This window comes from Actinomadura soli (genome assembly GCF_005889715.1).
GTDB lineage: Bacteria > Actinomycetota > Actinomycetes > Streptosporangiales > Streptosporangiaceae > Spirillospora > Spirillospora soli.
The window spans coordinates 1-25,584 of record NZ_VCKW01000018.1 but is presented as its reverse complement, the minus strand read 5'-3'; the positions used below and the strand labels follow the sequence as shown (position 1 = coordinate 25,584).

Annotated in this window: 24 protein-coding genes and 1 pseudogene; 5 read left to right on the top strand and 20 right to left on the bottom strand. The window is 69.9% G+C overall.

Features of this window, described 5'->3' with window-relative positions; genetic code table 11:
- Positions 1 to 89: 89 nt before the first annotated feature.
- Positions 90 to 968 carry a fumarylacetoacetate hydrolase family protein gene (locus ETD83_RS05550; protein WP_138643958.1) on the bottom strand — a complete coding sequence of 293 codons (879 nt, stop codon included), beginning with the start codon at positions 966 to 968 and terminating at the stop codon, positions 90 to 92.
- Positions 969 to 1,100: 132 nt separating this feature from the next.
- On the opposite strand from ETD83_RS05550, the gene ETD83_RS05545 reads away from it, so the two are divergent.
- Entirely contained in the window at positions 1,101 to 1,823 is a 723-nt protein-coding gene (locus ETD83_RS05545; protein WP_138643957.1) for a GntR family transcriptional regulator, read from the top strand.
- A gap of 53 nt (positions 1,824 to 1,876) precedes the next feature.
- Here the strand turns inward: ETD83_RS05545 and ETD83_RS05540 are convergent, their stop codons facing one another.
- The 9 genes from ETD83_RS05540 to ETD83_RS05500 all read right to left on the bottom strand — a co-directional run bounded on the left by ETD83_RS05540 (position 1,877) and on the right by ETD83_RS05500 (position 13,601).
- Positions 1,877 to 2,620 (bottom strand): ABC transporter ATP-binding protein, encoded by a 744-nt coding sequence (locus ETD83_RS05540; RefSeq protein ID WP_205717509.1) that lies wholly within the window; start codon positions 2,618 to 2,620, stop codon positions 1,877 to 1,879.
- A gap of 5 nt (positions 2,621 to 2,625) precedes the next feature.
- Positions 2,626 to 5,340 (bottom strand): ABC transporter permease subunit, encoded by a 2,715-nt coding sequence (locus ETD83_RS05535; RefSeq protein ID WP_205717508.1) that lies wholly within the window; start codon positions 5,338 to 5,340, stop codon positions 2,626 to 2,628.
- Positions 5,341 to 5,362: 22 nt separating this feature from the next.
- Positions 5,363 to 6,622 carry an ABC transporter substrate-binding protein gene (locus tag ETD83_RS43525; protein WP_138643954.1) on the bottom strand — a complete coding sequence of 420 codons (1,260 nt, stop codon included), beginning with the start codon at positions 6,620 to 6,622 and terminating at the stop codon, positions 5,363 to 5,365.
- 159 nt (positions 6,623 to 6,781) lie between these two features.
- Entirely contained in the window at positions 6,782 to 8,263 is a 1,482-nt protein-coding gene (locus ETD83_RS05525) for a class I adenylate-forming enzyme family protein (protein ID WP_138643953.1), read from the bottom strand.
- Entirely contained in the window at positions 8,263 to 8,742 is a 480-nt protein-coding gene (locus ETD83_RS05520) for a lipocalin-like domain-containing protein (RefSeq protein ID WP_138643952.1), read from the bottom strand. Before ETD83_RS05520 ends, ETD83_RS05525 begins: the two co-directional genes overlap by 1 nt.
- Positions 8,735 to 10,267 (bottom strand): amidase family protein, encoded by a 1,533-nt coding sequence (locus ETD83_RS05515; protein ID WP_138643951.1) that lies wholly within the window; start codon positions 10,265 to 10,267, stop codon positions 8,735 to 8,737. The genes ETD83_RS05520 and ETD83_RS05515 overlap by 8 nt, the downstream gene beginning before the upstream one ends.
- A gap of 2 nt (positions 10,268 to 10,269) precedes the next feature.
- A complete protein-coding gene (locus ETD83_RS05510; protein ID WP_138643950.1) occupies positions 10,270 to 10,737 on the bottom strand; it encodes a cupin domain-containing protein in 468 nt (155 codons plus the stop codon).
- Positions 10,734 to 12,326 carry an amidase family protein gene (locus ETD83_RS05505; RefSeq protein ID WP_138643949.1) on the bottom strand — a complete coding sequence of 531 codons (1,593 nt, stop codon included), beginning with the start codon at positions 12,324 to 12,326 and terminating at the stop codon, positions 10,734 to 10,736. The genes ETD83_RS05510 and ETD83_RS05505 overlap by 4 nt, the downstream gene beginning before the upstream one ends.
- A gap of 15 nt (positions 12,327 to 12,341) precedes the next feature.
- Entirely contained in the window at positions 12,342 to 13,601 is a 1,260-nt protein-coding gene (locus ETD83_RS05500) for an ABC transporter substrate-binding protein (protein WP_171064030.1), read from the bottom strand.
- 244 nt (positions 13,602 to 13,845) lie between these two features.
- Here ETD83_RS05500 and cnbZ point away from each other — a divergent pair, with 244 nt between their 5' ends.
- Complete coding sequence (gene cnbZ, locus ETD83_RS05495; protein ID WP_138643947.1) at positions 13,846 to 14,607, top strand: 2-amino-5-chloromuconate deaminase CnbZ; 762 nt, start codon at positions 13,846 to 13,848, stop codon at positions 14,605 to 14,607.
- Between the two features lie 312 nt (positions 14,608 to 14,919).
- On the opposite strand, the gene ETD83_RS05490 is transcribed toward cnbZ, so the two are convergent.
- From ETD83_RS05490 to ETD83_RS05480, 3 genes are all read right to left on the bottom strand, one after another.
- A complete protein-coding gene (locus ETD83_RS05490; RefSeq protein ID WP_138643946.1) occupies positions 14,920 to 15,858 on the bottom strand; it encodes an alpha/beta fold hydrolase in 939 nt (312 codons plus the stop codon).
- A 122-nt stretch (positions 15,859 to 15,980) separates the two neighbouring features.
- A complete protein-coding gene (locus tag ETD83_RS43520; RefSeq protein ID WP_205717507.1) occupies positions 15,981 to 17,006 on the bottom strand; it encodes a phosphotransferase family protein in 1,026 nt (341 codons plus the stop codon).
- A gap of 863 nt (positions 17,007 to 17,869) precedes the next feature.
- The gene (locus tag ETD83_RS05480; protein ID WP_138643945.1) at positions 17,870 to 18,172 is read right to left on the bottom strand and encodes a histidine kinase dimerization/phospho-acceptor domain-containing protein; all 303 of its coding nucleotides are present in this window, start codon (positions 18,170 to 18,172) and stop codon (positions 17,870 to 17,872) included.
- Positions 18,173 to 18,256: 84 nt separating this feature from the next.
- Between ETD83_RS05480 and ETD83_RS05475 the strand changes: the two genes are divergently transcribed.
- Both ETD83_RS05475 and ETD83_RS05470 read left to right on the top strand, forming a co-directional pair.
- Positions 18,257 to 18,547, top strand: a complete 291-nt coding sequence (locus ETD83_RS05475; RefSeq protein WP_138643944.1) for a hypothetical protein — start codon at positions 18,257 to 18,259, stop codon at positions 18,545 to 18,547.
- A 117-nt stretch (positions 18,548 to 18,664) separates the two neighbouring features.
- Complete coding sequence (locus ETD83_RS05470) at positions 18,665 to 19,330, top strand: site-specific integrase (RefSeq protein ID WP_138643943.1); 666 nt, start codon at positions 18,665 to 18,667, stop codon at positions 19,328 to 19,330.
- On the opposite strand, the gene ETD83_RS05465 is transcribed toward ETD83_RS05470, so the two are convergent.
- Genes ETD83_RS05465 through ETD83_RS05455 form a run of 3 tightly spaced genes read right to left on the bottom strand, consistent with a single transcriptional unit; the run spans position 19,282 to position 21,502 of the window.
- Positions 19,282 to 19,737 (bottom strand): hypothetical protein, encoded by a 456-nt coding sequence (locus ETD83_RS05465; protein WP_138643942.1) that lies wholly within the window; start codon positions 19,735 to 19,737, stop codon positions 19,282 to 19,284. The two genes, ETD83_RS05470 and ETD83_RS05465, sit on opposite strands and share 49 nt — an antisense overlap.
- A gap of 29 nt (positions 19,738 to 19,766) precedes the next feature.
- Complete coding sequence (locus ETD83_RS05460) at positions 19,767 to 20,531, bottom strand: ABC transporter permease (protein WP_138643941.1); 765 nt, start codon at positions 20,529 to 20,531, stop codon at positions 19,767 to 19,769.
- A complete protein-coding gene (locus ETD83_RS05455) occupies positions 20,528 to 21,502 on the bottom strand; it encodes an ABC transporter ATP-binding protein (RefSeq protein WP_205717506.1) in 975 nt (324 codons plus the stop codon). Before ETD83_RS05455 ends, ETD83_RS05460 begins: the two co-directional genes overlap by 4 nt.
- A 110-nt stretch (positions 21,503 to 21,612) precedes the next feature.
- Between ETD83_RS05455 and ETD83_RS05450 the strand changes: the two genes are divergently transcribed.
- Positions 21,613 to 22,215, top strand: a complete 603-nt coding sequence (locus tag ETD83_RS05450; RefSeq protein ID WP_171064029.1) for a TetR/AcrR family transcriptional regulator — start codon at positions 21,613 to 21,615, stop codon at positions 22,213 to 22,215.
- Between the two features lie 93 nt (positions 22,216 to 22,308).
- On the opposite strand, the pseudogene ETD83_RS45855 reads toward ETD83_RS05450, so the two are convergent.
- From ETD83_RS45855 to ETD83_RS05430, 4 genes and pseudogenes are all read right to left on the bottom strand, one after another.
- Positions 22,309 to 22,743 (bottom strand): annotated as a pseudogene (locus tag ETD83_RS45855) (DUF1015 family protein); the annotation flags it as partial.
- A gap of 37 nt (positions 22,744 to 22,780) precedes the next feature.
- The gene (locus ETD83_RS05440; protein ID WP_171064028.1) at positions 22,781 to 23,152 is read right to left on the bottom strand and encodes a DUF1015 family protein; all 372 of its coding nucleotides are present in this window, start codon (positions 23,150 to 23,152) and stop codon (positions 22,781 to 22,783) included.
- Positions 23,145 to 24,140: a pyridoxal-phosphate dependent enzyme gene (locus tag ETD83_RS05435; protein ID WP_138643937.1), complete on the bottom strand. Its 996-nt coding sequence runs from the start codon at positions 24,138 to 24,140 to the stop codon at positions 23,145 to 23,147. Before ETD83_RS05435 ends, ETD83_RS05440 begins: the two co-directional genes overlap by 8 nt.
- Positions 24,137 to 25,474, bottom strand: a complete 1,338-nt coding sequence (locus tag ETD83_RS05430; protein WP_138643936.1) for an MDR family MFS transporter — start codon at positions 25,472 to 25,474, stop codon at positions 24,137 to 24,139. The genes ETD83_RS05435 and ETD83_RS05430 overlap by 4 nt, the downstream gene beginning before the upstream one ends.
- Positions 25,475 to 25,584 lie beyond the last annotated feature (110 nt).

The window sequence follows — 25,584 nt, the reverse complement described above, 5'->3', positions numbered from 1 at the left end:
GTTTGTGTACTGCTCAGGAAGGTGATTCAGCCGACCGCGGTCCCCGGCCATCGCCACGGGCCCGTGCCGGCACACACCGGGGACGGCGGTCAGCGGGGCGGTACGCCCGCCGCGGGCGCGAGACCGGACGGAGCGCTCGCGCGGAAGCGGTGCCGCATCCGGCCGATGCCCTCTATCCAGGAGGTCAGCTCGTCCCCGTCACGCAGATAGCGCGGTGGTTCGCGGGTCGCCCCGATGCCCGCCGGCGTCCCGGTGAAGATCAGATCGCCGGGGAGAAGCGTGACGACCGACGACAAGCAGCTGATCAACCGCGGTATCGAGAAGACAAGGTCCCCGGTCGTCCCGTACTGCACGCTCTCGCCGTTGACCTCGCAGCCGATCGCGAGGGTGTCGGGGTCGTCGAACTCGTCGGGTGTCACGAGTTCGGGGCCGATCGGGCCGAAGCCCGGAAAGGACTTTCCCAGCGAGAACTGGGGTACGGGCGGGCGCAGCTGCACCCGGCGTTCCGACAGGTCCTGCCCGACGGTCAGACCGGCCACATACGACCAGCCGTCGGCGTCCCCGACGTGCCGCGCCGTCCGCCCGACCACCGCGACCAGTTCGACCTCCCAGTCCACATGAGCGCTGGGTAGGTCGATCGTGCCGCGTGGCGACCCGACGCTCGTCGGGAACTTGGTGAACACCGACGGGAACTCCGGCGTCGCCACCCCGGACTCGGCGGCGTGGCCGGCGTAGTTCAGGCCGATCGCGAACACCTGCCGCGGGCGGGGCACGGGGGGACCCAGCCGCTGATCGTCGACGGGAATCGGGTCGCCTTCGGCCACCTCAGCCCAGGCCCGCAACTCCGCCCAGCGGTCAAACGCCTTCTGCGGGTCCGACGGCAGGCGCCCGCCGGAGGCCGTAGCGACGTCCAGCGCCCCCTGTTCTGCCAGGAGCACCAGACGTCCCGCCAGGTTCGCAACGCGCACTTCACCCTCCGCAGCCTCTCGGGCGGTCACCCTGACCGTTTGATCGATTTTAGACCAGAGAAACGATAAGTTAAATAGAATCGATATCTTTTAATATCTCGATGAGTGGGGGGGTGATACGATGATCCAACGATGCCTCGAAACACACAGGGCCCGACGTTGGTCAACAACGTCTATGGCGCGGTCAAAGACGACATCTGCATGGGCCGGCTGCGCCCAGGGCAGCGCCTGCACCTCGGCGAGATCTGCAAGGCGCAGGGCGTGAGCCTGTCCGTCGTGCGCGAGGCCGTCACGCGCCTGGCGGCGGAACGCCTCGTCAAGTCCCGCCCGCAGCAGGGTTTCAGCGTCTGGCCGCTGTCCGTGGACGACCTCGTCGACCTCACCCGCGTCCGTATCGAGATCGAAACCCTGGCGCTGCGCGAGTCGATCGCCAAGGGCGACCTGGCCTGGGAGTCGGAGGTCGTCGCCGCCCACCATCGCCTGGAGGGCACGGTGCGCCCGCCCGGCACTGTGACCGACGAGCCCAACTACGCGTGGATGCGGGCGCACTCGGACTTCCACGCCGCGCTCGCCTCGGCATGCACGAGCCCGCTGCTCAAGCAGCTGCGCCAGCAGCTCTTCGACGCGGCCGAGTTGTACCGGCACTGGTCGGTCAGCCTGGGGGCGAGCCGGTCCAAGCGTGAACCGTCCCGGGAGCACCGCCAAATGATGGACGCCTCCATCGCCCACGACGCGGAGCTCGGCGTCAAGCTGATCACTGAGCACATCCAGCGCACGACGAACCATCTGCTGACCGCCTTCCAGGAGACCGGTGAACCGGAGGATCGTCCTGCCGAGCGCCCCGGCCGGTCCTGACCCCCGCCGCCGACGCGCAGCCCGATCACGCCTGACCGCGCCGGCACCGCACGTCATGGTCGCGGCCGACCGAGGTCGGCGCCGGGAATCGGCGGGGCCCCCAGATAGTGGGAGAACAGGTCGGAGCCCAGCAGGTCCTCCGCTCCGCCGTCGAAGACGATCTCGCCCTTCCGCAGGACGTACGCGGACTGGGCGAACTCCAGCGCCCGAACGGCGAACTGGTCGACGATGAGGATCGCGGCACGGTCGGCCGCGAGCCTGCGCAGGAAGTCGAAGATCTCCTCGACGACGATGGGCGCCAGCCCGAGGGACGCCTCATCCACCAGGAGCAGGGCGGGGTTGCGCACATGGGCGGCGGCGATGGCGAGCATTCGCCGCTGCCCGCCGCTGAGCGTCCCCGCCCGCTGGCGCAGCCGATCGCCGAGGATGGGGAAGGCCGCGACGGCGCGCTCCGTGGCCTCCGCCTCCCCACCCGGGATCGCTTGCATGACCAGGTTCTCCCGCACGGTCAGGCTCGGGAAGATCCCGCCGCCCTCCGGGACGTGGCACACCCCGGCCCGCGCCCGCTCGTGCGCGCGGATGTTCGTGATCGTGCGCCCGCCCATGAGAACCTGGCCGCTCTGGGCGGGCAGGAGGCCCGAGACGGCTCTCAGCAGCGTCGTCTTGCCGGCACCGTTCGGGCCGAGCAGCGCGACCACGCCGCCGGCCGGCACCGTGAGCGACAGATCCCGCAGCACCGTCGACTCGCCATAGCCGGTCGTCAGGCGACGGACCTCCAGCGCCGGTGTATCGGTCACGCTGTTCAGCTCCTTCGCGTGTTCTCGTCAACGCGTTCCACGGCGACGTCCGAGCCGAGGTAGGCAGCCTGGACGACCGGGCTCGCGGCCACCGCCGCGGGCGTCCCCTCGAAGATCAGCTCCCCGAAGTCCAGGACGTACAGGTATCCGCAGAGGCGCATCACCAGCGCCATGTCGTGCTCGATGAGCAGGACGCCGACACCGGTCTCCTGGACGACGCTCAGCACGAGGTCGCCGAAGCGGGCGGTCTCGTCCGGGTCCAAGCCCGCCGACGGCTCGTCCAGAAGCAGTACGTCGAACCCTCCGGCCAGACATCGCGCCAGCTCGGCGAGCCGCCGCTGGCCGGTCGACAGCTCCCCGGCCGGCGTTCCGGCGAGGTGGGTCAGACCGCAACGCTCCAGCGCCGCGGCGGCCCGCTGTCGGCTCGTCCGCCAGGCGACCGGCCCGGCCACGATCTGGGCCAGCGGGTTGGCACCTGCCTGCCCGGCCTCATGACCGAGGCGGACGTTCTCCAGCACGGTCAGCGTGTCGCAGAGCTCGACGGACTGGAACGTACGGCCCAGTCCGTTACGGGCGCGGGCGGCCGCCGACCGCCCAGTGACATCCGAGCCGTGCAGGAGGACCCTGCCGCCGTGGCGGCGGTTGAACCCGCTGCACACGTCGAAGGTCGACGTCTTGCCCGCGCCGTTGGGGCCGATCAGGCCGGTGATCTTCCCCATCGGCGCGTCGAGGCTGAGCCCGTGGACGGCCATCAGCCCGCCGTACCTGACGGTAAGCTCGCGCACCTCCAGGCCCGCGGCGCGGTCCCCTTCCTCGCGGACGCGCGGCAGCGCGGCGGGGGCAGGCCGACTTGAGCCGCCCCTTCTCCATGCCAGGCGATCCAGCCTCGCCCGCCACCGGGTGGGCATCGTCGGGTTGCCCCCGGCCATGGAGACGAGAACGGCCGACACACCGAAGATGATGTTGAGCCACGAGGTGGTGTCGGCGCCCGTGAAGTAGCCCGGAACGACCGCCCCGATGGCGGGCAGCAGCGCGTACCAAGGCTCCGCGAAGGGCGCGAGGGCCAGCATGGCCAGCAGGATCAGCGAGTTGTAGGACCCGAAGAAGGCGTCGCCGCCCGTCGCGAAGTTGCGCTCGACGCCGAGCAGGATCCCGGCGATGGCGGCGAGGAAAGCCGAGACGCAGAACACCGTGACCCGCGTGACGGATGTGCTCAAGCCCATGGCGGACACGCCCTCGGGTGAGCCGGCCATGCCGCGCAGCATGCGCCCCAGCCGGCTCCGCTCGATGAGGACGACCGTCAGCGCGGTGAGAAACAGCGCGGCGAGCACCACGTAGTAGAACTGCTCGGGCTCTTCGGCGAAGGACGGATGGGGCATCTCCCGTCCCTGGGCGAAGCTTGTGAACATCCAGGTCTGCGGATAGAGCAACTGCTGGACGAGGATTCCGAACCCGAAGGTCGCCAGCGCCAGGAACAGGCCTGAGAGCCGGATCGCCGGGATCGCGACCAGCGCTCCGATGGGGACGGCGACGAGGGCACCCAGCAGGACCGCGACGAGCCAGGGCAGGCCCAGATCGAGATGGAGCTGGGAGAAGGCCACCGCGCCGATTGCGGCGAAGACCGAGTGGCACAGTGACACCTGACCCGATGTGCGTACGAGGAGCCCGAGGGACAGGAGCATGAGGGCTGTCGCCAGCCCGGTCGTGAAGAACGACAGCCGGTCTCCCACGAGTTCGGGCACGACCAGCAGCGGTACCAGGACCACCGCTCCGGCGATGGCGCGGACCCACCCCGGCGCGCGGTAGGGGCTCGACGGCCGGACGTGTGTGCGCACCCGCGGTGACACAAGCGTACGGCCGCGGATGAGCAGCACGACGAAAAGGATCAGGAAGGGCACCGAAGCCGGCAGCCCGGAGAGCCAGCTCGTGCCCAGCGCGTACTTCTCGGCCACGCTCGCCGCGATGCCGACCACGATGCCGCCGACCAGCGTCAGCGGGATGTTGGAGAAACGCCCGATGACCGCGGCGGCGAACGCCTGGACCACCATGAACGTGAGCAGGATCGAATCGAGGCCGATGAGCGGTGCGATCAGCACTCCGGACAGCGCGGCGAACGTCGAGCCGATGATCCAGGCGGCGCGCCGCACGCGCACCGCGTCGGTCCCCCGCATCGCGAGCAACGCCGGGTCGTCAACGACGGCGCGCATCGCCAGCCCCGTGCGCGACCGGCGGAAGAAGGCCCACAGCGCCGCGACTGAGGCCAGCGCCACCGCTGCGATCATCGCCTTGTCGTAGCTGACGACCACGCCCAGCACGGCGAACGAGCGACCGGCACCTGGCAGGAACTGCTTCACCCGGATCGTGGTGGTCCCGTACGTGAGGACGGCGACGCCCTGCACGACCAGCACCAGGCCGATGGTGCCCACGATCTTGAAAGTGGTCGGCTGCGGCGCCAGCTTCGCCGCGAACCGCTCCATGAGCAGGCCGAGGCCAGGCCCCAGGACGAGCACGGACAGGATCAGCGCCACCGGCCAGGCGACGCCGTGAACGACGTGCAGCGAGTAGAAGGCGTAGGCGGCGGCCGTGGCCAGCGCGCCGTGGCCGAAGTTGAAGATGCCAGAGGTCTTGTAGGTGAGTACCAGCCCGCCGGCGGCCAGGCCGTAGACGGTACCGACCACGATGCCGCTGACGATGAAGGGCAGAAGGTCAGCCGCGTTCACGATGTCTCCCGGTTGCGCGGCGTCACTTGGCCACCGCGCGAAGCTGCGGGGGATCGCACACCGGTTTGCCCAGGTCTCCGTCGCCGAACTGGCCGGACTTGAAGCTCCCGAACCAGTAGCACGCAATCGGCTGCGCGGGCTGGCCGGCATGGAAGGTGACCTTCTGCGGGAGCAGGCCGCCCAGGTTCTCGTCCGTCACACGGCCGTAGGCGGCGATGACGTCCCGGCGGCCAGGTGAGGTGGGCAGCACGGACACCGCGTCCTGCAGCGCCTTGCGGAAGAGCTCCACGGTCGCGTAGGCGGCGGTGCTGTGGGGGTCGCCCCAGACCGGCTCCGGGACGCCCTGCTGGGACATGACGTCCCGGTACCTCCGGACCGGCGGCGCGTCGGCGAACCACGGGAAGGAGTTGAGCGCCAGGTCGAGCCGGACCCCCGGGTCGTTCTCGCGCATCGCCTTGGGCACGACCACGCCGCCGAACAGGCCCCATCGTCCGGTGTAGCCCTGCTGCCCGCACTCATTGGCCACGCGCAGCGCCGCGGTGGCGGTGGCGGCTCCGAGCATGACGTAGTCGACGTTCTCCTTCTTGATCCGCAGGCACTCCGCCATGTGGCTCGGCGCGGATGAGGAGATCTTCAGGGTCCCGGCGTACTTCATCCCCTGGCTCTCGCTGGCCTTCTGCACCACCGGGCCGGCCTGCGCGCAGCCGGGGATCTCGGCGCAGATCGTCAGGGCGGTGGTGTGGGCGCCCAGCGTCTTGCCCAGCACCATGCCCATGTTGAAGATGGAGGGGATCGACGTGGTCAGCGGGAACCAGTTGGGCATCTTGCCCCAGGCGTTGGTCGCGTAGCCCATCCCGCCGATCACCGGCAGGCCGGCCTTCGTGATGGTGTCGGCGATGAGGGCCTCGGTAGCGGCGTCGAACAGGATCACGGCGACGATGCTCTTGTCGGAGGCGATCCGGCGGGCCGCGGTGGTCGCCGTCGGCGCGTCTCCCTTGGTGTCGGCCACCACCATCTCGACCTGGTGACCGCTGATGCCGCCGTCGGCGTTGACGTACTTGGCCCAGGCCTTGAGGACGGGTGGTGCGTTCTCCTCGCCGCTGGGCAGCGGGCCCGTGACGTTGGCCAGGACACCGATCCGCAGCTTCGCCGCGCTGTGGCCGGACGGGCTGGGGCTCTGCTCACCGCCGCTCCCACAGGCGACGGCGCCGGACGCCAGCGCGGCGATACAGGCCATGGCGGCCAGCCCGCGGCCGCTCCGGCCGAACACACGTCGCGGCACCGATGATCTCAACGACGGAACAGACACCGCGCCTCCTCAGGGGTCGTGACGTCGCGGACCCTCAAGGCGATCGGCACGGCCGTCCGGTCAGCGCTGACCCGGCGGACGCCGACACACTCGCGACGCTAAGATGTATCGATAGACTAGAAGAAAATCGATTTATTGGGAAGGGGTGCGGCTCTCCGACCGCATCCGTTCACGAAGTGGACCCTTGACGAGCTTGCCGACGGCGTTCGTCGGCAGTCGGCGCTCGATCCGGATCTCCCGCGGCACCTTGAATCTGGCCAACCGCTCGCCGCAGTGGGCGAGCAGCTCCTCCGGTCCGCAGTGGGCGCCGCCGCGCAGCACCACGAACGCGACCGGCTCCTCCCCGTACCGGAAATGCGGACGCCCCACGACGACGGCCTCGAGCACGGCCGGATGCGCCCGCAGGACGTTCTCGACCTCCTTGGGAGAGATGTTCTCCCCGCCCCAGATGATGAGGTCCTTCAGACGGTCCGCCAGCACGAGGTACCCGTCGCCGTCGAAGTACCCGACGTCGCCGGTGTGCAGCCACCCGCCGTCGAGGGTGCGGCGCGTCTCCTCATCGAGGCCGAGGTAGCCCCGCATCACCGTGGCGCCGCGGATCGCGACCTCGCCTCGGCCGCCCGCCGGGAGGATCGCTCCCCGCGCGTCCAGCACGGACACCTCGACGCCGTCGAGCGGCCGGCCGACGGTGCCGGCCTTCCGGCCGTCGCCGAGCGGGTTGATGGTCGCCGCCAGCGTGCACTCCGTGAGCCCGTATCCCTCGATCACCGGAGCCAGGTACCGCTCCTCGAACGCGCGCAGCAGCGCCGCGGTGGCCGGAGCCGCTCCGCAGGCGACGAAACGAAGGGACGAGGTGTCGGGGGTCGTGGCGTCCGGCAGCTCGCAGAGGGCGGTCAGGATCGTCGGCACCGCCGAGAAGTAGGTCGGCCGCTCCCGTTCGACCTGTGACCAGAACCGTTCCGCTGCGAACCGGTCGCCGATGACCACGGAGGCGCCCGCGGCGAGCGGCCCGACCAGGCTGACCATGATGCCGTTGACGTGGAAGAGCGGCAGGATCAGCAGGCAGCGGTCGGCGGTCGTCACCGTGAGCCAGTCGATCCAGATCCGCACCATCGCGGCGATGTTGTCGTGACCGAGCATCACCCCCTTGGGACGCCCGGTCGTGCCGCTCGTGTAGACCAGCAGTGCCAGGTCGTCGAGGTCGGCCACCGGCTCCGGTGCCGAGCCCGGACCGCCGTCGAGGTCGGCCGGGTCCAGGACCACCGGAACCGCGGCGCGGATCCGGTCGGCCCGCTCGGCGTCGGCGACCGCGAGCACGGTCCCCGAGTCGGCGAGTTGGTAGGCGCATTCGTCCGCGGTTAGGGCGGGGTTCAACGGCGTCACGACCGCCCCGAGCCGCCACGCCGCGAACAAGGCGACGGCGAACTCGACACGGTTGGGCAGGATGACGGCGACGACCGTGCCACGGCCGACGCCGAGCCCGGCCAACCGCGCGCTCGCCGCGCGCACGCGCTCGGCGAACTGCGCGTTGTCAAGGCGCAGGCCGGCGCCGTCGACGCAGCGCCCGCGGGGGTCTTCCAGTTCCCGCCGGTCCGGGATCAGGGCGGCGTGCATCACCGGTCTCCGTTCTCACGGGACCACCGCAGTACGGCGATCCGCACCTGGCCGCGCACCACCTGCGGCGTGCTCTTGAGCATCAGCCGGTCGCCGTCCAGCCTCAGCGTGCGCTCCAGCTCGGTGCCGACATAGTCGGGGAACGAACTGATCGACACGTGATGGAAAACCCGGTCGCCGGTGAGGCGGTAGGAGCCGGCATAGCTGAGATGGGAGTCGTACGCCGCGAGCTTGCGGTCCGGCGGACAGTCGACGGGACGGGCCGATCCGCACATCTCGCGGCCGTCGGCCATCAGGTGCACGACGACCCGGCCCTCTGGCGTGTACACGAGGAGGCCGTGCGGGTCGGGGCCGAGCGGCTCGTCGATGAGCTCGCCGTGTTCGTTCTCCACGACGTACGTCACCAGCCGCCAGGTCCCGCGGACGGCCTCCGGGGCCGGGCCCGGAGGCGCCTCCGGCTTCGCGCGCCCATCAGCCATGGAGCACTTCGTAGGCCCGCGCCACTCGAAGCAGGGTGGACTCGTCGAACCGGCGGCCGACGAGCTGCAGGCTGATCGGAAGCCGCCCCACCGTGCCGCAGGGCACCGCGATCGCCGGATGACCGGTGTAGTTGAACGGCGCGGTATTGCGGATCATGGCGTCGAACCCCTGCCGCAGGACGCCGACCTGCCGACGCCAGCCCTCGGCGAACGGGAGACGTTCGAACACCGGCGGCGCGACTCCCAGGCAGGTCGGCATCGCCAGCACGTCGACCTGTTCGAGCGCGGCGTCGTAGGCGCTGACGAACGCCGGCCGGACGTTGTGCGCTTTCGCGTAGACCGCGCCGTGGAACTCTTCCCGCGCGAACTCGCCGAGAAGCAGCAGCGACTTGGTGTACGCCGCCAGCGCGTCGGCCTGGTTCCGCCAGACCTGGTCGATCGCGACCGTCATCCCGTGTGGATAGTACGAACGGGTCCCGGCGCCGAACGGACCGGCTGCCCGGAGGGCGCGCATCCCTTCGGCGTCCAGGGCCCAGGACGCCCCGAGCACCGTGCGGTGCTCGGGGACCGAGACCTCGACGACCCGTGCGCCCGCGCGGGTCAGGGCCTCGACGGCGCTGCGCACACCGTCGCGCACCTCCGCCTCGATGGGCTCGTCGAAGCCCTCCGTCAGGATGCCGACGGCCAATCCCTCGACGCCGGTGTCCAGATCGGACAGCACGTCGACGGAGTCGGGCACCTCGCGCCCCTGCCGCGGGTCGTATCCGTCATGACCCGCGACGACCTGCAGCGCCACCGCCACGTCGCGCACCGTCCGGGCGATCGGCCCGAGGTGGTCGATGCTCGGATCCGATCCGCTGGCGACGGCCATGGTGGCGCCCATATGGGAGATCAGGCCGAAGGTGGGCTTGAGCCCGACGGCCCCGCAGTAGGCCGCCGGGATGCGCACGGACCCGTGCTGGTCGCCGCCGAAGGCGATGTCGACCTCGCCCGCGACGACCGCCGCGGCCGAGCCGGAGGAGGATCCGCCCGTCATCCGCTCCGCGTCGTGCGGGTTGACCGCCTCCCAGTAGTCGCCGAGGTAGCCGACGCCGACCAGGGCGTTCTTGCCGACGACCTTGGCACCCGCGGCGAGGCTGCGGGTCACCACGGTGGCGTCGATGTCGGGGACGAATCCCTCCATCGTGAACGAGCCGGAGGTCATGGGGATCCCGGCCACCGCGATGTGGTCCTTGAAGCTCACGCTCCGGCCGGCCAGCAGGCCCTCGGTGAGCCCGCCGATGTCGCACTTCCACAGCCAGACGTTGAGGGGGTCCTCACCGGCCGAGGGTCTGCGGCCCGGGGACCGGGTGGGGAACAGCAGCGGCGGCCGTGGCTCCTCCGACCTCGACTGCACGAAGGCGTCGAGGGCGGCCAGCTGTTCCACCAGCAGGTCGCGGAAGGCGGCGGCGTCATTGTCATCGAGCCTGAAGCCCAGGCGTTCCGCAGTGGCCGCGACGGCGGCCGGTGTAGGGGGAACGAACATCGTCACCCCAGACCCAGTTTGGCGCGGAGCGGGGGCCCGACCGTCGTCATTCCGTACCGTTCCGCCAGGCGCTTCAGGGCGGCCGGTTCCTCCGCCTCGCCCAGGCTCGCGCGCTCGGCGAAGAAGTCGTGCAGGCCCCCCGGGGTCATCAGATTGACCGCCCGGACCGTGGGCCGGTCGGCGTGCACGTTGTCGAACGTGTGCGCCACTCCTGGCGGCACGCTCGCGAAGTCGCCGGGACCGAGCTCGAACAGCTCGTCGTCCACCTGGATCGTGAGCATGCCGTCCAGGACGAAGAAGGTGTCGTCCTGGACGGCATGGACGTGCAACGGCGGGCCGGTCAGGTAGCCGACCGGCCCCACCATGAAGTCGAACCGTCCCTGCGTCTGGCTCCCGATGGCCTTGAAGGCCCATGAGACGCCGTCGACGGCGGCGCCCTCAGAGCTCCTGACGATCATGAATCGGGTCATTCGTCCCGGTCTCCTTTCCGGTGGTCGTTTCCCTGCGTCAGGGGCCGCGCTTTCCACCGGATGAGCTGCTCCAGCGAGTGCCCTACACGCAGAACCAGCGCGTCGTCGAAGCAGCGGCCCACCAGTTGCACCGAATACGGCAGGCCGTCGATGTCACCCGCCGGGACGGCGAGCGCTGGATGGCCCGTGTAGCTGAAGGGGCTGAGGTTGCGGAATTCGGGCACCACCCGCTTGAGGACGTCGATCTCGCGCCGCCGGGCCTCCTCGAACGTCGGCGGCTCGGGCAGCGGCGGGGCCGGCGTCATACAGGTCGGCATGGCGAGGACGTCGACCTCGCGCAGGGCGGCGTCGTACGCGCGGATGAACCGCGGCCGCACGTTCTGCGCCTTGGCGTAGACGGCGCCGTGGAAGCGGCGCCGCGACAGTTCGCCCAGGATCCAGCTCATCTTGAGGTATGCGGCGAGCCGGTCGCCGTCCGCCTGCCACATCCTGCCGACGGCGGAGGTGATCGACCTCGGGTAGTAGCCGCGCGCGCCGCCGCCGAAGATCCCGGTTTCGCGGATCATCCGGAAACCCTCGAGCTGGAGGGCGCCGGCCGCCGCGTGCACGGTCCCGTGCTCGGGCGCCGACACCTCAACGACCTTGGCTCCTGCCGCGCGCAGGAGGTCGAGCGCGCGCGTGACGCCGTGGCGAACCCGCGGGTCGATCGGTTCCGCGAACCCCTCCCGCAGGACGCCGACGCGCAGTCCCGAGACGCCGTCGCGCAGTCCCGAGAGGACGTCGAGGGTGTCCGGCACGTCGCGGCCCTGCCGCGGGTCGTAGCCGTCGTAGCCGGCCACCGCCTGCAGCGCGAGGGCCGCGTCCTCGACCGTCCGCGCCAGCGGCCCGATGTGATCGATGCTGGGCTCACCGCCGTACGCGATGCCCATGTGGGACACGAGCCCGAAAGTGGGCTTGTGTCCCACGACGCCGCAGTAAGCCGCCGGATGCCGGATCGACCCGCCCTGGTCTCCGCCGAAGGAGATGTCGACGTCGCCGGTCGCGACCGCGACCGCGGACCCCGAGGACGAGCCTCCTGTCTGGCGAGTCGGGTCGTGCGGGTTGACCGCGTCCCAGTAGTCGCCCAGCCCGCCGCCGACGGACCGTAGTCCGGCGAAGCCGTGGTGGGTGTTCTTGCCGGCGACGACGCCGCCCGCCGCCAGCACGCGGGTGACGACGGTGGCGTCGAAGTCCGGCCGGAAGCCCTCGAGCGTGGCGGTGCCGAAGGTGAGGGGGATCCCGGCGACGGCGACGTGGTCCTTGAACGAGACGGTCTTACCGGCCAGGAGTCCGTCGCCGCCGCCGATCTCGCACCGCCACAGCCAGGCGTTGTAACGGTCCTCCCGCCGTGATGGACGGTGTCCGGGACCGCGCTCGGGGAACAGCAGCGGAGGAGTCTCTTCCTCCATCCGCTCCTGTGCGAAGTCCTCCAGCGCCGCGAGCTGGTCGGTGAGGGTGCCGGCGTAGGCGAGGGCGTCCTGGTCGTCGAGGTGGAGCCCGAATCGCCGGGCGATCTTCTGGACCTCAGCCGGGGTCGGTGGCACGAACATCCGCGTCGCGCCGCCTTAGTGGGTGCCGGTGAGCGCCGGCGGGTCGCAGACGGGCTTGCCGAGCTCGGCGCCGGAGAAGGTCCCGTGTTCGTACGTCGCCAGCCAGTAGCAGTTGACCGGCTGCTGCGGCCGGCCGGGGCGGAAGGTCACCGGCTGCGGGAGGAGGCCGTCCAGAGTCTCGTTCTGGATCGTCCCGTACGCCGTGGCGACGCCCTTGCGGGTGACCTGCGCGGACAGCGACGGGCGCGCGGCCTCCAGGGCCTTCTTGAAGAGCTGCATGGTCGCGTAGGCGGACGTGCCGTGCGGCGTGCCCCATGCGTTCTCGGTGACGTGCCTGTTGGTCATCATCTGCCGGTAGGCCGTGACGGGAGCGTCGTCGACGAACCACGGAAACGCGCTGAGCGCGATCTGGATCGGCACCCCGGGGTCGTTGGCCTTCATGACCTTCGGCCAGACCGAACCGTCGAAGAGGCCCCACTTGCCGTTGTAGCCCTGGGTCCGGCAGTTGGCCACCAGCCGCATCGACGCCGTCGTCGTCAGGCCGAGCATGACGTAGTCGACGCCACGCTCCTTGATCTTCAGACAGGCGGCGGTGTAGTCGGGCGCCGACACCGACAGGGGCAGCGTCCCCACATAGCCCATGCCGAGCGCCTTGCTCGCCTTCTCCGCCACCGGTCCAGCCGCGGCGCAGGAGGAGTTCTCCGCGCAGACCGGGAAGACCGTCTTGGTGCTGCCGATCTCCTTGGCCAGCATCATGCCCATGTTGATCACCGACGGGAACGACGTCGTCAGCGGAAGCCAGTCGGGCGACTTGCCCCACACCGTGGGGGCGTAGCCCATGCCCCCGATCACCGGAATCCCCACCTTGGTGATCGCTCCGGCGACGACGCCCTCGGTCGAGGCATCGTAGAGAGCCATCGCCACGACGCTCTTGTCGTGCGCCATCCGCTGGACCGCCGCGGTCGCGGTCGGGGCGTCGCCCTTCGTGTCCACGATCGACATCCGGACGCGGTGTCCGGCCACCCCGCCGGCGGCGTTGACGGCGTCGGCCCACGCCCTGAGTATCACGGGGGCGCTCTCCTCACCGGTCGTGGTGGGGCCGCTCGCATTGACCAGGACACCGATGCTCACGGTGCCTGGCGTCGACGCGGTTTCCTCTCCGGAGGCCACGCCGTCCTTTCCCCCACAGCCGGCGGCGGTCGCCGTCATCGCCACAATGGCGAGGATGGTCGTCGCCCGGCGCCCCCTGCTCGCGCGCCCGATCTTGGTGTCCATGGCCGTCCCTTCATGAAGATCGGACCGCCGCGTGGCAGCCAGGGCTCTTCGAGTCATCGAACCGGTGAGCGATGAAGCTAACCCACAGCTATCGATTTTTCAATATAAAATCGACTAGCGATCATCGAGTCGATCATGGCGGACCGGCAGGGTGCGGCGGCGCCCGCCCACGAAGTAGCTCGGTTGAAGGCGTGAAAATCGATTTTTGCTTGCAATGTCGATCTCCGATGGATAGCGTGCTCTCATGGTGTTGCGCAATGAAGCGGGTCAGTACGCCTATCTGCCCGGCCTCAGGTTTGCGAGCAGCGGGGTCAAGGCCCTTCCGGGTATGGCGATCGAACAGGCGGTGCTGTCCGAGCCGCTGCCCCTCACCGAGGGGTTCGAGATCATCCGTCGGCATCTCGACGACGTGTGCCGTCCGCTCGCGGCCCTGTGCGGTGTCGAGCTCCGGCTGCCGAAGACGCTGTCGCTCGACAGGTTCGTCGCCTTCAACGACACCTATCTGGCCAAGCTCGACGACTGGGAGCTGGTCAGGGACGGTTTGTCCCCGCTGACCCGGACGAACGTGTCGCCGTCTGCCGGTGCGCCACGGGAGCCGATGGTCGGGGCGTTCTCCTACACTGTGTCGGCGATGTCGCCGTTCGTCTCGTACGTCATCTCCGGCATCGCTGAGCTCCCGATCTCGGCGCAGTTCCCCTCCGGCGTCGTACGGCTCGGCGAGACCGGCCCCGATGCCCTGCTTGAGAAGGCGCGCTGCGTGGTCGACGTCGTCGACACCCACATCCGCTCCCTTGATGTGGACTGGGCCGGTGCCGCGATCCACCTCTATTCCGCGCACGACGTCGCCTACGCGGTCCAGCGAGAGGTTCTGGCGGCGCAGGGGATCACGCCGTCGCAGGGCCTCATGTGGCACGACACCGCTCCGCCGGTGGAGGGCCTGGAACTGGAGATCGACGTCCGCCGCTACAACCGGACGGTCCTGCTCTGGACGTCCGGAACGTCCTAGACCATCGGCCGCGTGCGCCCGCCGCGAGGCCGCGTGCACGGCATGGGCTGATGTCCTCCGGGCACGGCGGGGATGTGATCCAGCGGATGGACCGCCTTGGCCTCCCACGGTGTGACCTTCGATGATCCGCCCTCTGCAGGAGACCGGCGCAGCCGGTGCCGGGGTCGATCCGCTGGTGACGGCTCACGCGCTCTCCTCGATGGTCAGCGGGATGGTGCACGAGGCCCACGTCGCCGGGTAGCCCGGCCCGTTCGAGCGGCTGGTGAAGGCCCTCAACCGGATCTGGGTCAGCCGCGCGGCCGACCCGGCTGGTCAGGTCCGCAGCGAGGCAAGGAAGCGGATCAGCCCCGCGTTGACCTCTTCAGGACGCTCCTGCTGGATCCAGTGACCGCCGCCCTCAACGACGACGTGCTCGCGCAGGTCGGTCAACACCCGGGCCAGTTTCTGCGGGGTCATGAACGCCCCGACCGGGTCCTTGGAGCCGGTGAGGAAGAAGGAGGGCCGGTCGATCGTACGGCCGTCCAGGTGCTCGGTCTTGGCCCAGTTGCGGTCGATGTTCCGGTAATAGTTCAGGCCGCCGCCGAAGCCCGTCATGCGGAAGGCGTCGAGGTACACCTGGAGCTCCGGCTCGCTCAACCATGAGGGGCGCGCCGACCGGGCGTCTGGAAGCGCCGCCCAGTCGGCCGCACGCGTGTACTCCGCGAAGACGGCGCCGCGTGCGTTCCGGGCGAGGATCTGATCGGCGACGCCCGGCTCCTGGAACCAGCACATATAGAAGTCGTCACCGTGACGCCTGCGCAGGATCGACAGGGGCGGGGCCGGAGCCCGGGCGACGGCCGGCACGCTCAGCCCGGCGACGGCGCGCACGCGCTCGGGGTAGGCCAGGGCCAGGTGCCAGACGACGGAGGCTCCCCAGTCGTGCCCAATGAAGATCGCGTCTGCCGCGCCGACGTCGTCCAGTAGGCCGACCAGGTCCGCACAGACCGTTGGCACGTCATAGTCTTCGATGCGCGGCGGACGGGAACTGCCCCCGTACCCCCGCATGTCGGGAGTCATCGTCCGGTATCCCTCGCCCGCGAGCGCGAAGACCTGGTGCCGCCACGAGAAACCCAGCTCGGGGAAGCCGTGGCACAAGACGATGAGGGGCCCATCTCCGTGCTCCACGACCCGCAGTTCGATCCCGTTGGTCGCGACCCGCCGGGAGCCGAGACGTTCCCAGTCGCCGATGTCGGTGAATCGCGGCTTCAGCATCGGCCCGGCCGTTCCGCCGGCGGGGACAGCCGTGGTCCAGGCCTCGTGATCTCCAGTCGGACCCTGTTGTTCATGGCGTTCTCCTTTCGTCTCGCCGGGTCGATCCAGCGGGTCCCCTCGGGTCATATCCCGGCCGCCGCCGCCACGTCGTGGGCCCTGACCACCAGCGACGCGATCTCCTCCTGACTCGGGCAACCTGCCTGGGCCCGGTTCTGGGGCTCCTCGAGCGCACGCCGTAGCACCCCGGCGCCAATGATCGCGGTCTTCCAGAGGCCGAGCGCGTGCCAGAAACCGAGCGCCGCCGGGTCCCGTCCGCTGCGGTCCAGGTACTCCTGGACCAGCTCGTCGCGGGTCGGGAAGCCCGGCAGGATGCACGGAGACGGGCCGCCCAGGGACGCCTCCCCGTTCGCGGGCCAGTACGCCAGCAGGGTGCCCACGTCCGCCAGCGGATCCCCGAGCGTGCACAGTTCCCAGTCCAGAACGGCCGTCACCGAACCCGTCCGGCGAGAGATGATCACATTGCCGAGGTGGAAATCACCGTGCACGAGGGTCAGCTCCCGCTGGACCGGGACGGCCGCCGTCAACCGCGTGGTCAGCTCGTCCAGCAGTGGCAGCTCGCCGGTCTTCGATCGCTCCCATTGCAGCGACCATCGCTTGAGCTGACGCTGCGCGTACGGCTTGTGGCTGGACAACCCCCTCAGGCCGGTCTCGTCGAGGTCGACGGCATGGATCAGCGCCAGCGTCCCGGCCAGCGACAGGCCGATCTCACGCCGCCGCTCGAGGCTCAGGCCCTCGGCGACCGGCAGCCGGTCGACGACCTGGCCGTCGACGAACTCGATCAGGACCAGCGGGGCGTCCTCGACGTCACGCACCCCGTACACCCTCGGCGTCGGCAGGTCTGTGGCCTGGAGGGCGGACAGGATGCGCGCCTCCCGGGCGACATCGTGCGCGGAGGCCAGAAGGTGACCGAGCGGTGGGCGCCGCAGCACCCAGCGGCGCCCCTCGGCATCGGTGATCAGGAACGTCAGGTTCGACTGGCCGAAGCCGATCCGTTCGAACCTGAGCGGCCCGGCGGCCTCGATGCCCAGCGAGGCGATCCACTCCGCGACCTCCTCCGCGGCGAGGCCGATCAGCCCGGCGGCGATCACGCGATCCGTCCCTGGACGTCCGGCGTCCTCCTGCTGATGGCGTCGGAGCTGGTCGCCGCGGGTTCGGTCATCGCGAACACGAAGCGGATCCGGCCACGCGGCAATGGCCTGGACGCAACGCTTGAAACTGACGTCAAGCTCAAACAGTCTCCGGTCACCCTCCGCCGGCCGTGCCGTGTGACTCTCACCGCCATACCTCCGGTAGTCACGGGTGCGCGAACCACCACATGCCCAGGGCGGGCGTGCCGGAAGGTGGTAAGCGGCCACGACCTGATGAGCGGGGCGAACTCCTGGGTCAGCGCCGTGAGGGGGTCGGTGTGGTCGGTCCTGCCGCCGCTGGGCTCGGCGGAGGTGTCGGGGGCGGCGAAGGCGGGTCGCCTTTGTTCGCGCGGATTCGCCTGCACGGTGATGGGGATCATCTGCCTTCTTCTTCGGCCGAGGAGGCGTCGGGCGAGAGCGAGCTGACGTGTTTGCCTGGAATGAGACCGGTTTCCGGGCACGGGTGCGGGATTGCGGTGGATGAGAACCGAGCACTGTCGTCCGCGGGAAACACAGGCGGAATAGAACAGTTCCCGTGACCGTCCCCGGAACAGCACTGAAAGCGGGCTGTTCAGAGCGATTGCCTGGCCTGGTTGCCGTGTGTGAGTTCATCTTCGCTTTCATCCAGACTGCACGGCTGGCCCCGGATTCAGTTGGCCGTCCAGTGTACGTGCGAGTCGTTCAGCCGTTGAGGCGGCGGGAGAACAGCGCCGGTGCGGCAGGAATTGTGCAACGTCACGCTGTTGCAGTCGCTGGCCACATCGGCCAAACGGCCGGGCCGCAAGGCGGAAAGTCGGTACAGCGCCGGGTTCTTTCCCTGCCGGTCAGGGGCCCGTCGGGCCCGATTCCCCGTGCTCTGGCCAACGGTGCTCCCCACATGCTTGGCTGGAAGCATCACGCTGGAGCAACCGGAGCAGAGCAACCATTGTGTTCTCCAAGCGCTCAGCGCTGTGCAATGCTTCCTTCAGTGCCATGAAGGGGTCGGCAGCGTCCCTATGGGTCAGCGCTTCTTCCAACTCCAGTCGCAGCGCGGCAAGCGGGGTGCGCATCTCGTGCGCGGCCTGGATGGCGATCGTCGAGCCGTTCAACGTCATCAGTCTCCGTTCCGCACGGTCGTTGGCCGTCACTTCACTCACTCTCGCTTTCACGAGCCCTCACAACACCCGGGGGACTACCTGTCCAGGTACCTGTTCGGCGCTCCTCAGACGGGGATGGCGAGGCTCCATCGCGGCGGCGAAGTGCCGGCGGGGGAGCTGGCCGAGCAGGCGGGGATGCGGCCGCCGGGGCGGTCCCAGTTCATCGCACCGCCCGTCACGCCCGTCCCGGGCCCCGAGGGGACTTCCCACGTCGATGGCGTCTTCGATGCCATCGACGAGCTCAACGAGGTCATCACCCAAGCCCGCGAATCCGCCGACCCCAAGCTGCGCGCCAAAGTCAAAGGACGCCGCGTGGTCGGCCCGGCACCAAGCAACGGGTCCGTGCCACGCTGCGGGCGGCGTTGAACAAGGCCGTCAAGCAGCGCCTCATCGACATCAACGTCGCCTCCCTGGTCGAGCTGCCCTCCGGCAAGGCGCCCAAAGCAGGACGCCTACATCGGGGCCCCGCGCCCGTCCCGCGTGATGGTCTGGACCCCGGCTCTCACCAAACGGTTCCTGGACCGGGCACGCCGCCACCGGCTGTACGCCCAGTACCACCTGATCGCCTTTCGCGGCCTACGGCGCGGCGAGTCCTGCGGGCTGCGATGGGCCGACCTCGACCTCACCCAGGGGACGGCGGCGATCTGGTGGCAGATCACCCAGATCGGCACCGACACCTTCGAAGACAAACCCAAAACCGCGGCCGGTGAAGCCACCATCAGCCTGGACTCGGCCACCATCAAGGAACTGCGCGCGCACAAGGCCCGGCAGAACACCGAACGCCTCGCCGCAGGGGACGCCTGGACCGAGACCGGATACGTGTTCACCACACCTACCGGCGAACCCGTCGACCCCAACGACGTCACCGAACAGTTCGAGCAGCTGTCCATGGAAGCCGGACTACCACCGGTCCGGCTGCACGACCTGCGGCACGGAGCCGCCACCTTCCTCCTCGCCGCCGGATACGACATGAAAGTCGTGCAGGAGACGCTGCGGCTCTCTTCGATCGCCATCGCCTCTGACATCTACACCAGCGTCCTGCCCCAACTCGCCCGCCAATCCGCCGAAGACGCCGCCGCCATCGTCCTCAATGCGGTCCCTCACCCACCCCGGCAGCCCGGTGGAAACGCCACTGGGCGCCAAACATGACCGCCCTCGCGGTTCAACCAGTTCGGGTGCCAAAGCTGAGGAGCACCGTCGCCACGGTGCAGCCGCCGCCCCCGGTACTTCGGTCGAGGCGTCGTAATGGACCGGCAGGGCCGAGAGTAGCCAGTCGCCAGGAGAAAGTAGCCGCGCGGGGCGGCGTGCTGATCGAGCGCGCCGTCCTGCGGTTCCACTCCCTCCGACCAGGGCTGTGCTCCATCTGCGGTGCGGGCCCCCACCCCGACCAGGACGCGTTCGCGGACCTGGGCGGGCTCGGCTGCGGCGGGCTCGGGAGCGGTGGTGCGGCGGTAGGCGGAGATCGCCGTGAAGGCCAGGGCGGCGAACAGGTAGAGGGCGGTCGCGGCGTCGGTGAGGCTGTTGCTCAGCGTGGCCAGGGTGGCGTCGGGCGGCATGGGTCCTCCTGTCAGTGGTTCAAGGCGTTTCAGTGGTTCAGGGCGGTGCGGTACGAGCGGGCGGCGACGGCGAGGCAGCAGGCGCCGAACGCGGCCGAGCCGGTGAGGCGCAGCGTGATCCCCGTCCAGTCGGGGTGGGGAGTGAGCGCGGACGCGAGGGCGTCGATGTCGTAGGCGAGCGGCATGGCCGCGCGGACCGCCGCCAGCCAGTCCGGGAGCGGCCCGGGCGGGATCAGGCCGACGAACATCACGGCGGTCAGGCCGAGCTGGCCGGCGAGCGCGGCGGTCTCCGGGCGGGTCGGGGCCAGACCGCTGAGCGCGCCGAGCCCGCCGAACGCGACGGCGGAGGACAGCGCGGCCGGGACCAGCACCCACAGGTGGGTGACGGGGAGGCCGAACAGGGCGATCCCGGCGGCCGCGGTCAGGACGACGCCGGGGACGGCGAAGGTGGCGTAGCAGGTGCAGAATCCGAGGACGACCGCGGCGGGACGGACGGGCAGCGTCCCGTAGTAGTCCAGTCCGCCGCCCGCCTTGAGGGCCGCGAGGCGCTGGGCGAGCAGGTTCCAGGCGATGAACGCGACGACCGTCAGGGTCGCCCCCGACACCACTGCGGCGCGGGCCTCCTGTCCGGCCGTTCCGCCGATGCCGCGCAGCAGCGCGAGGATCGCCAGCGACTGCAGGGTCGCGACGATGACGACGGCGCCGCCGCCCGCGCGGGCGCGTCCGAGCTGGGCGGTGTGGACGGTGGCGATGGTCGCGGTCACCGGTGTGAAGGAGCGTGACGTGGACGTCATCGGGCCTCCTCGCCGGTGTCGCAGGAGAGGAGGACGTCCTCCAGGCTCGGCGGGGTCAGGCTGAAGTCGTCGAGCGCCGTGTAGGCGGGCCCGGAAAGGATCTCTGTCAGGGTGCGTCGCGCGTCTTCCACCGGGAGCCGTACCGACCACCGGTTCTCGTGGTCGCGGACATCTCCGCCGAGGTCGGCGGGGGTGAGTGGCGGGGTGTGGCGCCAGGACAGCTGGAGCCGGACGAGGCCGCCGAACCGTTCCTTGAGCCGTGCCGGGGTGTCACAGGCGACGGTTCGCCCCTGGTGGAGGACGAGAACACGGTCCAGGACGCTCTCGGCCTCCAGGACGTTGTGCGTGACCAGCACGATGGCCGTCCCGTCGGCTCGCCGCCGGTCCAGTGCCCGCCAGACCGTGCGGCGGGAGTCGAGGTCCAGGCCGGTGGTGGGCTCGTCCAGCACCAGGAGGGGACGCTGCCCGGCCAGTGCGGTGGCGACCCCCGCGAGCCTGCGCTGGCCGCCCGAGAGCCGTTCCATCCGGGCGTCGGCGAGGTCTTCCAGGCCCAGTTCGGCGAGCAATGCCCCCGACTGCCGGCGCGCGTGGGCGCGAGACAGGCCGCGCAGCCGGGCGGTGGCCTCCACCGCGGTGCGCACGCTCATGTCCGTCAGTGCGGATTCGCTCTGCGGCAGGTACGCCACATGGGCTGCGGCGCGGGCCGCCTGCCCGGTCACCTCGGCGCCACGGATGCGCACCGTCCCGCCAGCCGGACGCAGCAGTCCGACCAGCATCCGCAGGAGCGTCGTCTTTCCGGCGCCGTTGCGGCCCAGAACGCCGAACACCTCGCCGTGCCGGGCGCTGAACGAGACGCCGTCCACGGCGAGGCGTCCGGCGTTCCGGTAGCCGCGGGTGAGGCCGTGCGCCGCGCACGCCGCCGCGACGCCAGGGGCCGGTTCTGCGGGGTCCGTCGTGATCTCGGTCGGCACGGACGCCACCATACAGACACCTTGGTACTACGTCACGTAGTATCAAGACGTTCCTTTGAATGGATGGCCTCTTGCCTGGTCAAAGGTGTGCACGAAAGGAATCGCCTAGCATGCACAGCGTGCCCCGCATCACCGGATCCCTCGATCAGCACCGTGCCGCCATGCGGGAGCGCATCCTCGTCGCCGTCCGGGAGATCATGACCGCCGACGGCGTGGACAAGCTGTCCATGGCCGAGGTCGCCGGACGGTCGGGGGTCAACCGCAGCGTCGTCTACAACTACTTCGCCGACGTCCGCGCGCTCCTCATCGCGCACGCCGAGCACGAGACGGCCCGCTTCACCGAGGAACTGCACCGCGCCCTGGAGAACGCGACCGCGCCGACCGAACGGATCACCGTCTACGTCCGGCGGCAGCTCGCCGACTTCGCCGCCCACCCCCAGCCCGCCGGACCAGAGCTCGCCACCCTGCTCGGCCCGGACGGCTACAAGGAGATGCACGCCCACGTCGGCCCGCTCGGACGCCTCCTCACCGAGATCATCCAAGAGGGCGTGGACGCCGGCGAGTTCGCTCCCTGCGACCCCGCCGGCACCGCCCACCTCGTCCACGCCTGCCTCGGCGCCGAGCGATACCCGCTCGGCCAGGGCACCCGGGACCTGGACGAGACCATCGACCGCGTGACCACATTCGTCCTGCGAAGCCTCGGCGCCACCTGACACCGCCGGCCGCCGTGATCGAATCTGGAGTATCGGCTTGGCCGCGTTGATCGCATCGTGTGGGGCGAGATGTGCGATGACGCGGTGGATCGCGCTCAGTTGGGGTGGGTGCTGTGACGAGTCCACGAGTAGTGCGAGGGCGCGGTTCCAGGGTCCGTCTGTTTCGGCTGGTTGGCGGGCTTGCAGGGCCTGGTAGGCCCTGTATCGGTGGTGGCCGTCGGCGATGAGCGCTCGCCGTCCGGTGAGGTCGTCGGCGATGGCTGAGAGCCGCGTCCGGTCGGTGAGGCGCCATATGCGGTGGGCGGCGTTGTTCACGGTCTTGGCGGTGAACAATGGCCTGTTGTTGTCGGCGATGTCGTCGACGATATGTGAGGCGCAGCCGCCACCCTGATAGAGGAGCAGGATGGGTTCCAGGTTCGCCTGTATGGCTTCCACGAAGGCCAGTCGGTCTTGAACTAAGCCGGGGAAGACGTCTTCGTGGGGGCAAATGGTCCGGGTGCTGTCGTCGTGGAGGGCGAGCGCGCCGATGAGCCCTCGTTGCAGGACGCCTTGCGCGATTTGTTGCTCAATAGACGTACAAGGTGGGTTCAGTGTCGGTGATGAGCGTCTGGTCGGCCAGCCAGCGCCGCAGCGTGAGCGCGGCGTGCCGGTAGCGGTCGGCGGCGGCCAGTTCGTTGTTGGGGAGAAGCAGCCGCGCGGCATTGCGTGGTTCAGCGGTCAGGAGTTGTGCCGAGGCTCCGATCTCCAGCAGATCCAAGGGCGGGCAGGTCACCGCCCCCAGATCCGATACCGCGGTCGGGCAATAGCGCACCCCGCGAAACGGGGCCAGGGTCAAGCCTTGGAGATCGGGCGTGTTGAACATGAATTCGTTGCCTGCCAGAGCATCGGCTTCAGCCGAGCAGAGATCGTGGTGGTGACATACGGGCGCGTTAAGCAACGCTTTCCGCGTGTGCCGGAGACGAGGAAAGCAGCCTGGTGAACTGTCCGGTGTCGATGTTGCCGCCGGAGATGATGACGCCGACGCGCCGGCCGGGCAGTCGCAGGCGGCCGGAGAGCAGTGCGGCGACGGCGAGTGCGCCGGTGGGTTCGGCGACGAGTTTCATCCGGTCGAACAGGAACACCATGGCGTCGAGGATCTCCGCGTCGGTGACCGTGATGACCTCGTCCACATGGCGGCTGTTGATGGCGAAGGTGAGTTCACCGGGAACCTCGCCGGTCACTCCATCGGCGATGGTGCGCGGGACCGGGATGCGAATGCGCGTGCCGGCGCGCAGTGATCGACGGTTCTTGTCGCCCGCCTCTGTTTCGACGCCGATGGCGCGGGTTTCGGGGCTGAGGGAGGCCAGCACGGTGGCGCATCCGGCCAGTTGCGCACCGCCGCCGATCGGGACGACCAGCGCGTCCAGCCCGCCGACCCGGCCGAGGAACTCGATCGCGACGCTGCCCTGCCCGGCGATCACATCCGGATGATCGTAGGGCGGGATCAAGGTCAGGCCGCGGTCGGCCGCGAGCGCGTCGGTGATCGCGAAACGGTCGTCGGTGTAGCGGTCGAAGGTCACGATCTCCGCGCCGTAGGCGAGGGTGGCCATGCGCTTGGCCACTGGGGCGTCCTCGGGCATGACGATCAGCGCAGTGGTGTCGAGCATTCTGGCCGCCAGTGCCACAGCCTGCGCGTGGTTGCCGGAGGAGAAGGCCACGACGCCATTGCGGCGCTGACCGGGGGTGAGGCGGCTGATGGCGTTGTAGGCGCCGCGGAATTTGAACGATCCGGCCCGCTGGAGGTTCTCGCATTTGCACCACACTGTCGCGCCTGTGCGCTCGTCGAGGGCACGGGAGGTGAAGACCGGCGTCTGGTGGGCCACATCGGCCAGCCCGCTGGCCGCGCGTGCGACGTCGTCGAAGGTGATCGGTAGTTGGATGCTCATCGGGGTTGCTGCTCCTTGACCGCGGGGGTGGACGCCGGCGGGTGGACGGCGCGGTCCGCTTCGCCGTGGGGTGCGAGGGTGGGGGCGAGGGCGGCCAGCGCCGTGGTGCAGGCGGCTCCGGTCGCGGCCAGGGCGATCCAGGGGAGCGCGGGCAGGTTCCATGCTTCCCCGAGGTCCCAGACCGCGCCGGTGCCGAGGTTGCCCAGCGTGATGCCGATGCCGGACAGGGTGTTGTAGAGCCCGTAGTGGGTCGCGACGAGCCGGTCGCGGGCGAGCGTGACGATGGTGTCCATCTCGAAGGGGTAGGTCAGGATGGTGCCGCCGGTCAGCAGGATCGTGGAGACCAGGGTCGGCAGCATCCAGGCGAGTCCGTCGCCGATCCCGACCGGTCCGGCCGGGCGCAGGTGCGCGGTGAGTATCAAGGGCAGGAACGCCGCGCTCATCATTGCCAGGCCGAGGACGATAGCCCGGTGCGAACTCCACCGGTTCTTCGCCCAGGCGGTCAGGCGGACCTGTCCGATGACGGCGACGATCGCGGAGATGGCGAACAGCGCGGTGCTGCCGGCCTGTCCCGCCTCGTCGCCGAGGACGTGTGCGGCCTGCAATGGCAGCGCCAGATAGATCTGCGACGACAGGACGTAGGAGCCGATCATCGCCACCGAGAACAGCATGAAGCTCCGGTTGCCGACCACCTGCCGCCAGTCCGCCGCGACACTGCCGAACGTTCCGGCCCGCTTCCCCGATTCGGGTCCCGGATCGGGCGGCGCGGCGGGCAGCCACAGGGACTGGACGATCGTCAGAACCGCGAACACCGTGGCCGCGACGAGGCAGACCGCGCGGAAGTCCATCGACAGCAACAGCAGGCCGACCAGTGGGCCGACGAAGATCCCGGCCTGGTAGAAGACGTTGAAGATCGCGAACGCCTCCACGCGCCGTTCGCCCGCCTGGTCGGCGACATAGGCGCGGACGGCCGGGTTGAAGAACGCCCCGGCCAGCCCGGTCGCAATCGAGGCGATGAGCAGGCCGGGCAGGTCGTCCACCAGGCCCAGCATCGCGAAACCAACGAAGCGCAGCGCGCAGCCGGCGATGATCATCGGCTTGCAGCCGAGCCGGTCGGCCAGGGTGCCGCCGACCAGGAACATGCCCTGCTGGCTGAGGGTGCGGACGCCCAGCACCAGGCCCACCGTCCACGCGGCCATGCCCAGCCCGGACGACAGGTGGTTGGCCAGGTACGGCATCAGCATGTAGAAGCCGAGATTGATGCCGAGCTGGTTGATCAGCAGCAGCCTGATGCACCCGTTGAACGATGCGAACTGCTGGAAAGTGGCTTTCATCGCTGCCCCTCGGCGCGCAGGGTGTCAGGTACGCCGTCGCGCCGGTGCTGGACGGTGAGGGGGTCCACGACAGTCTGGCAACGGGTCCAGCGGGTCGCCTGGGGACGGGT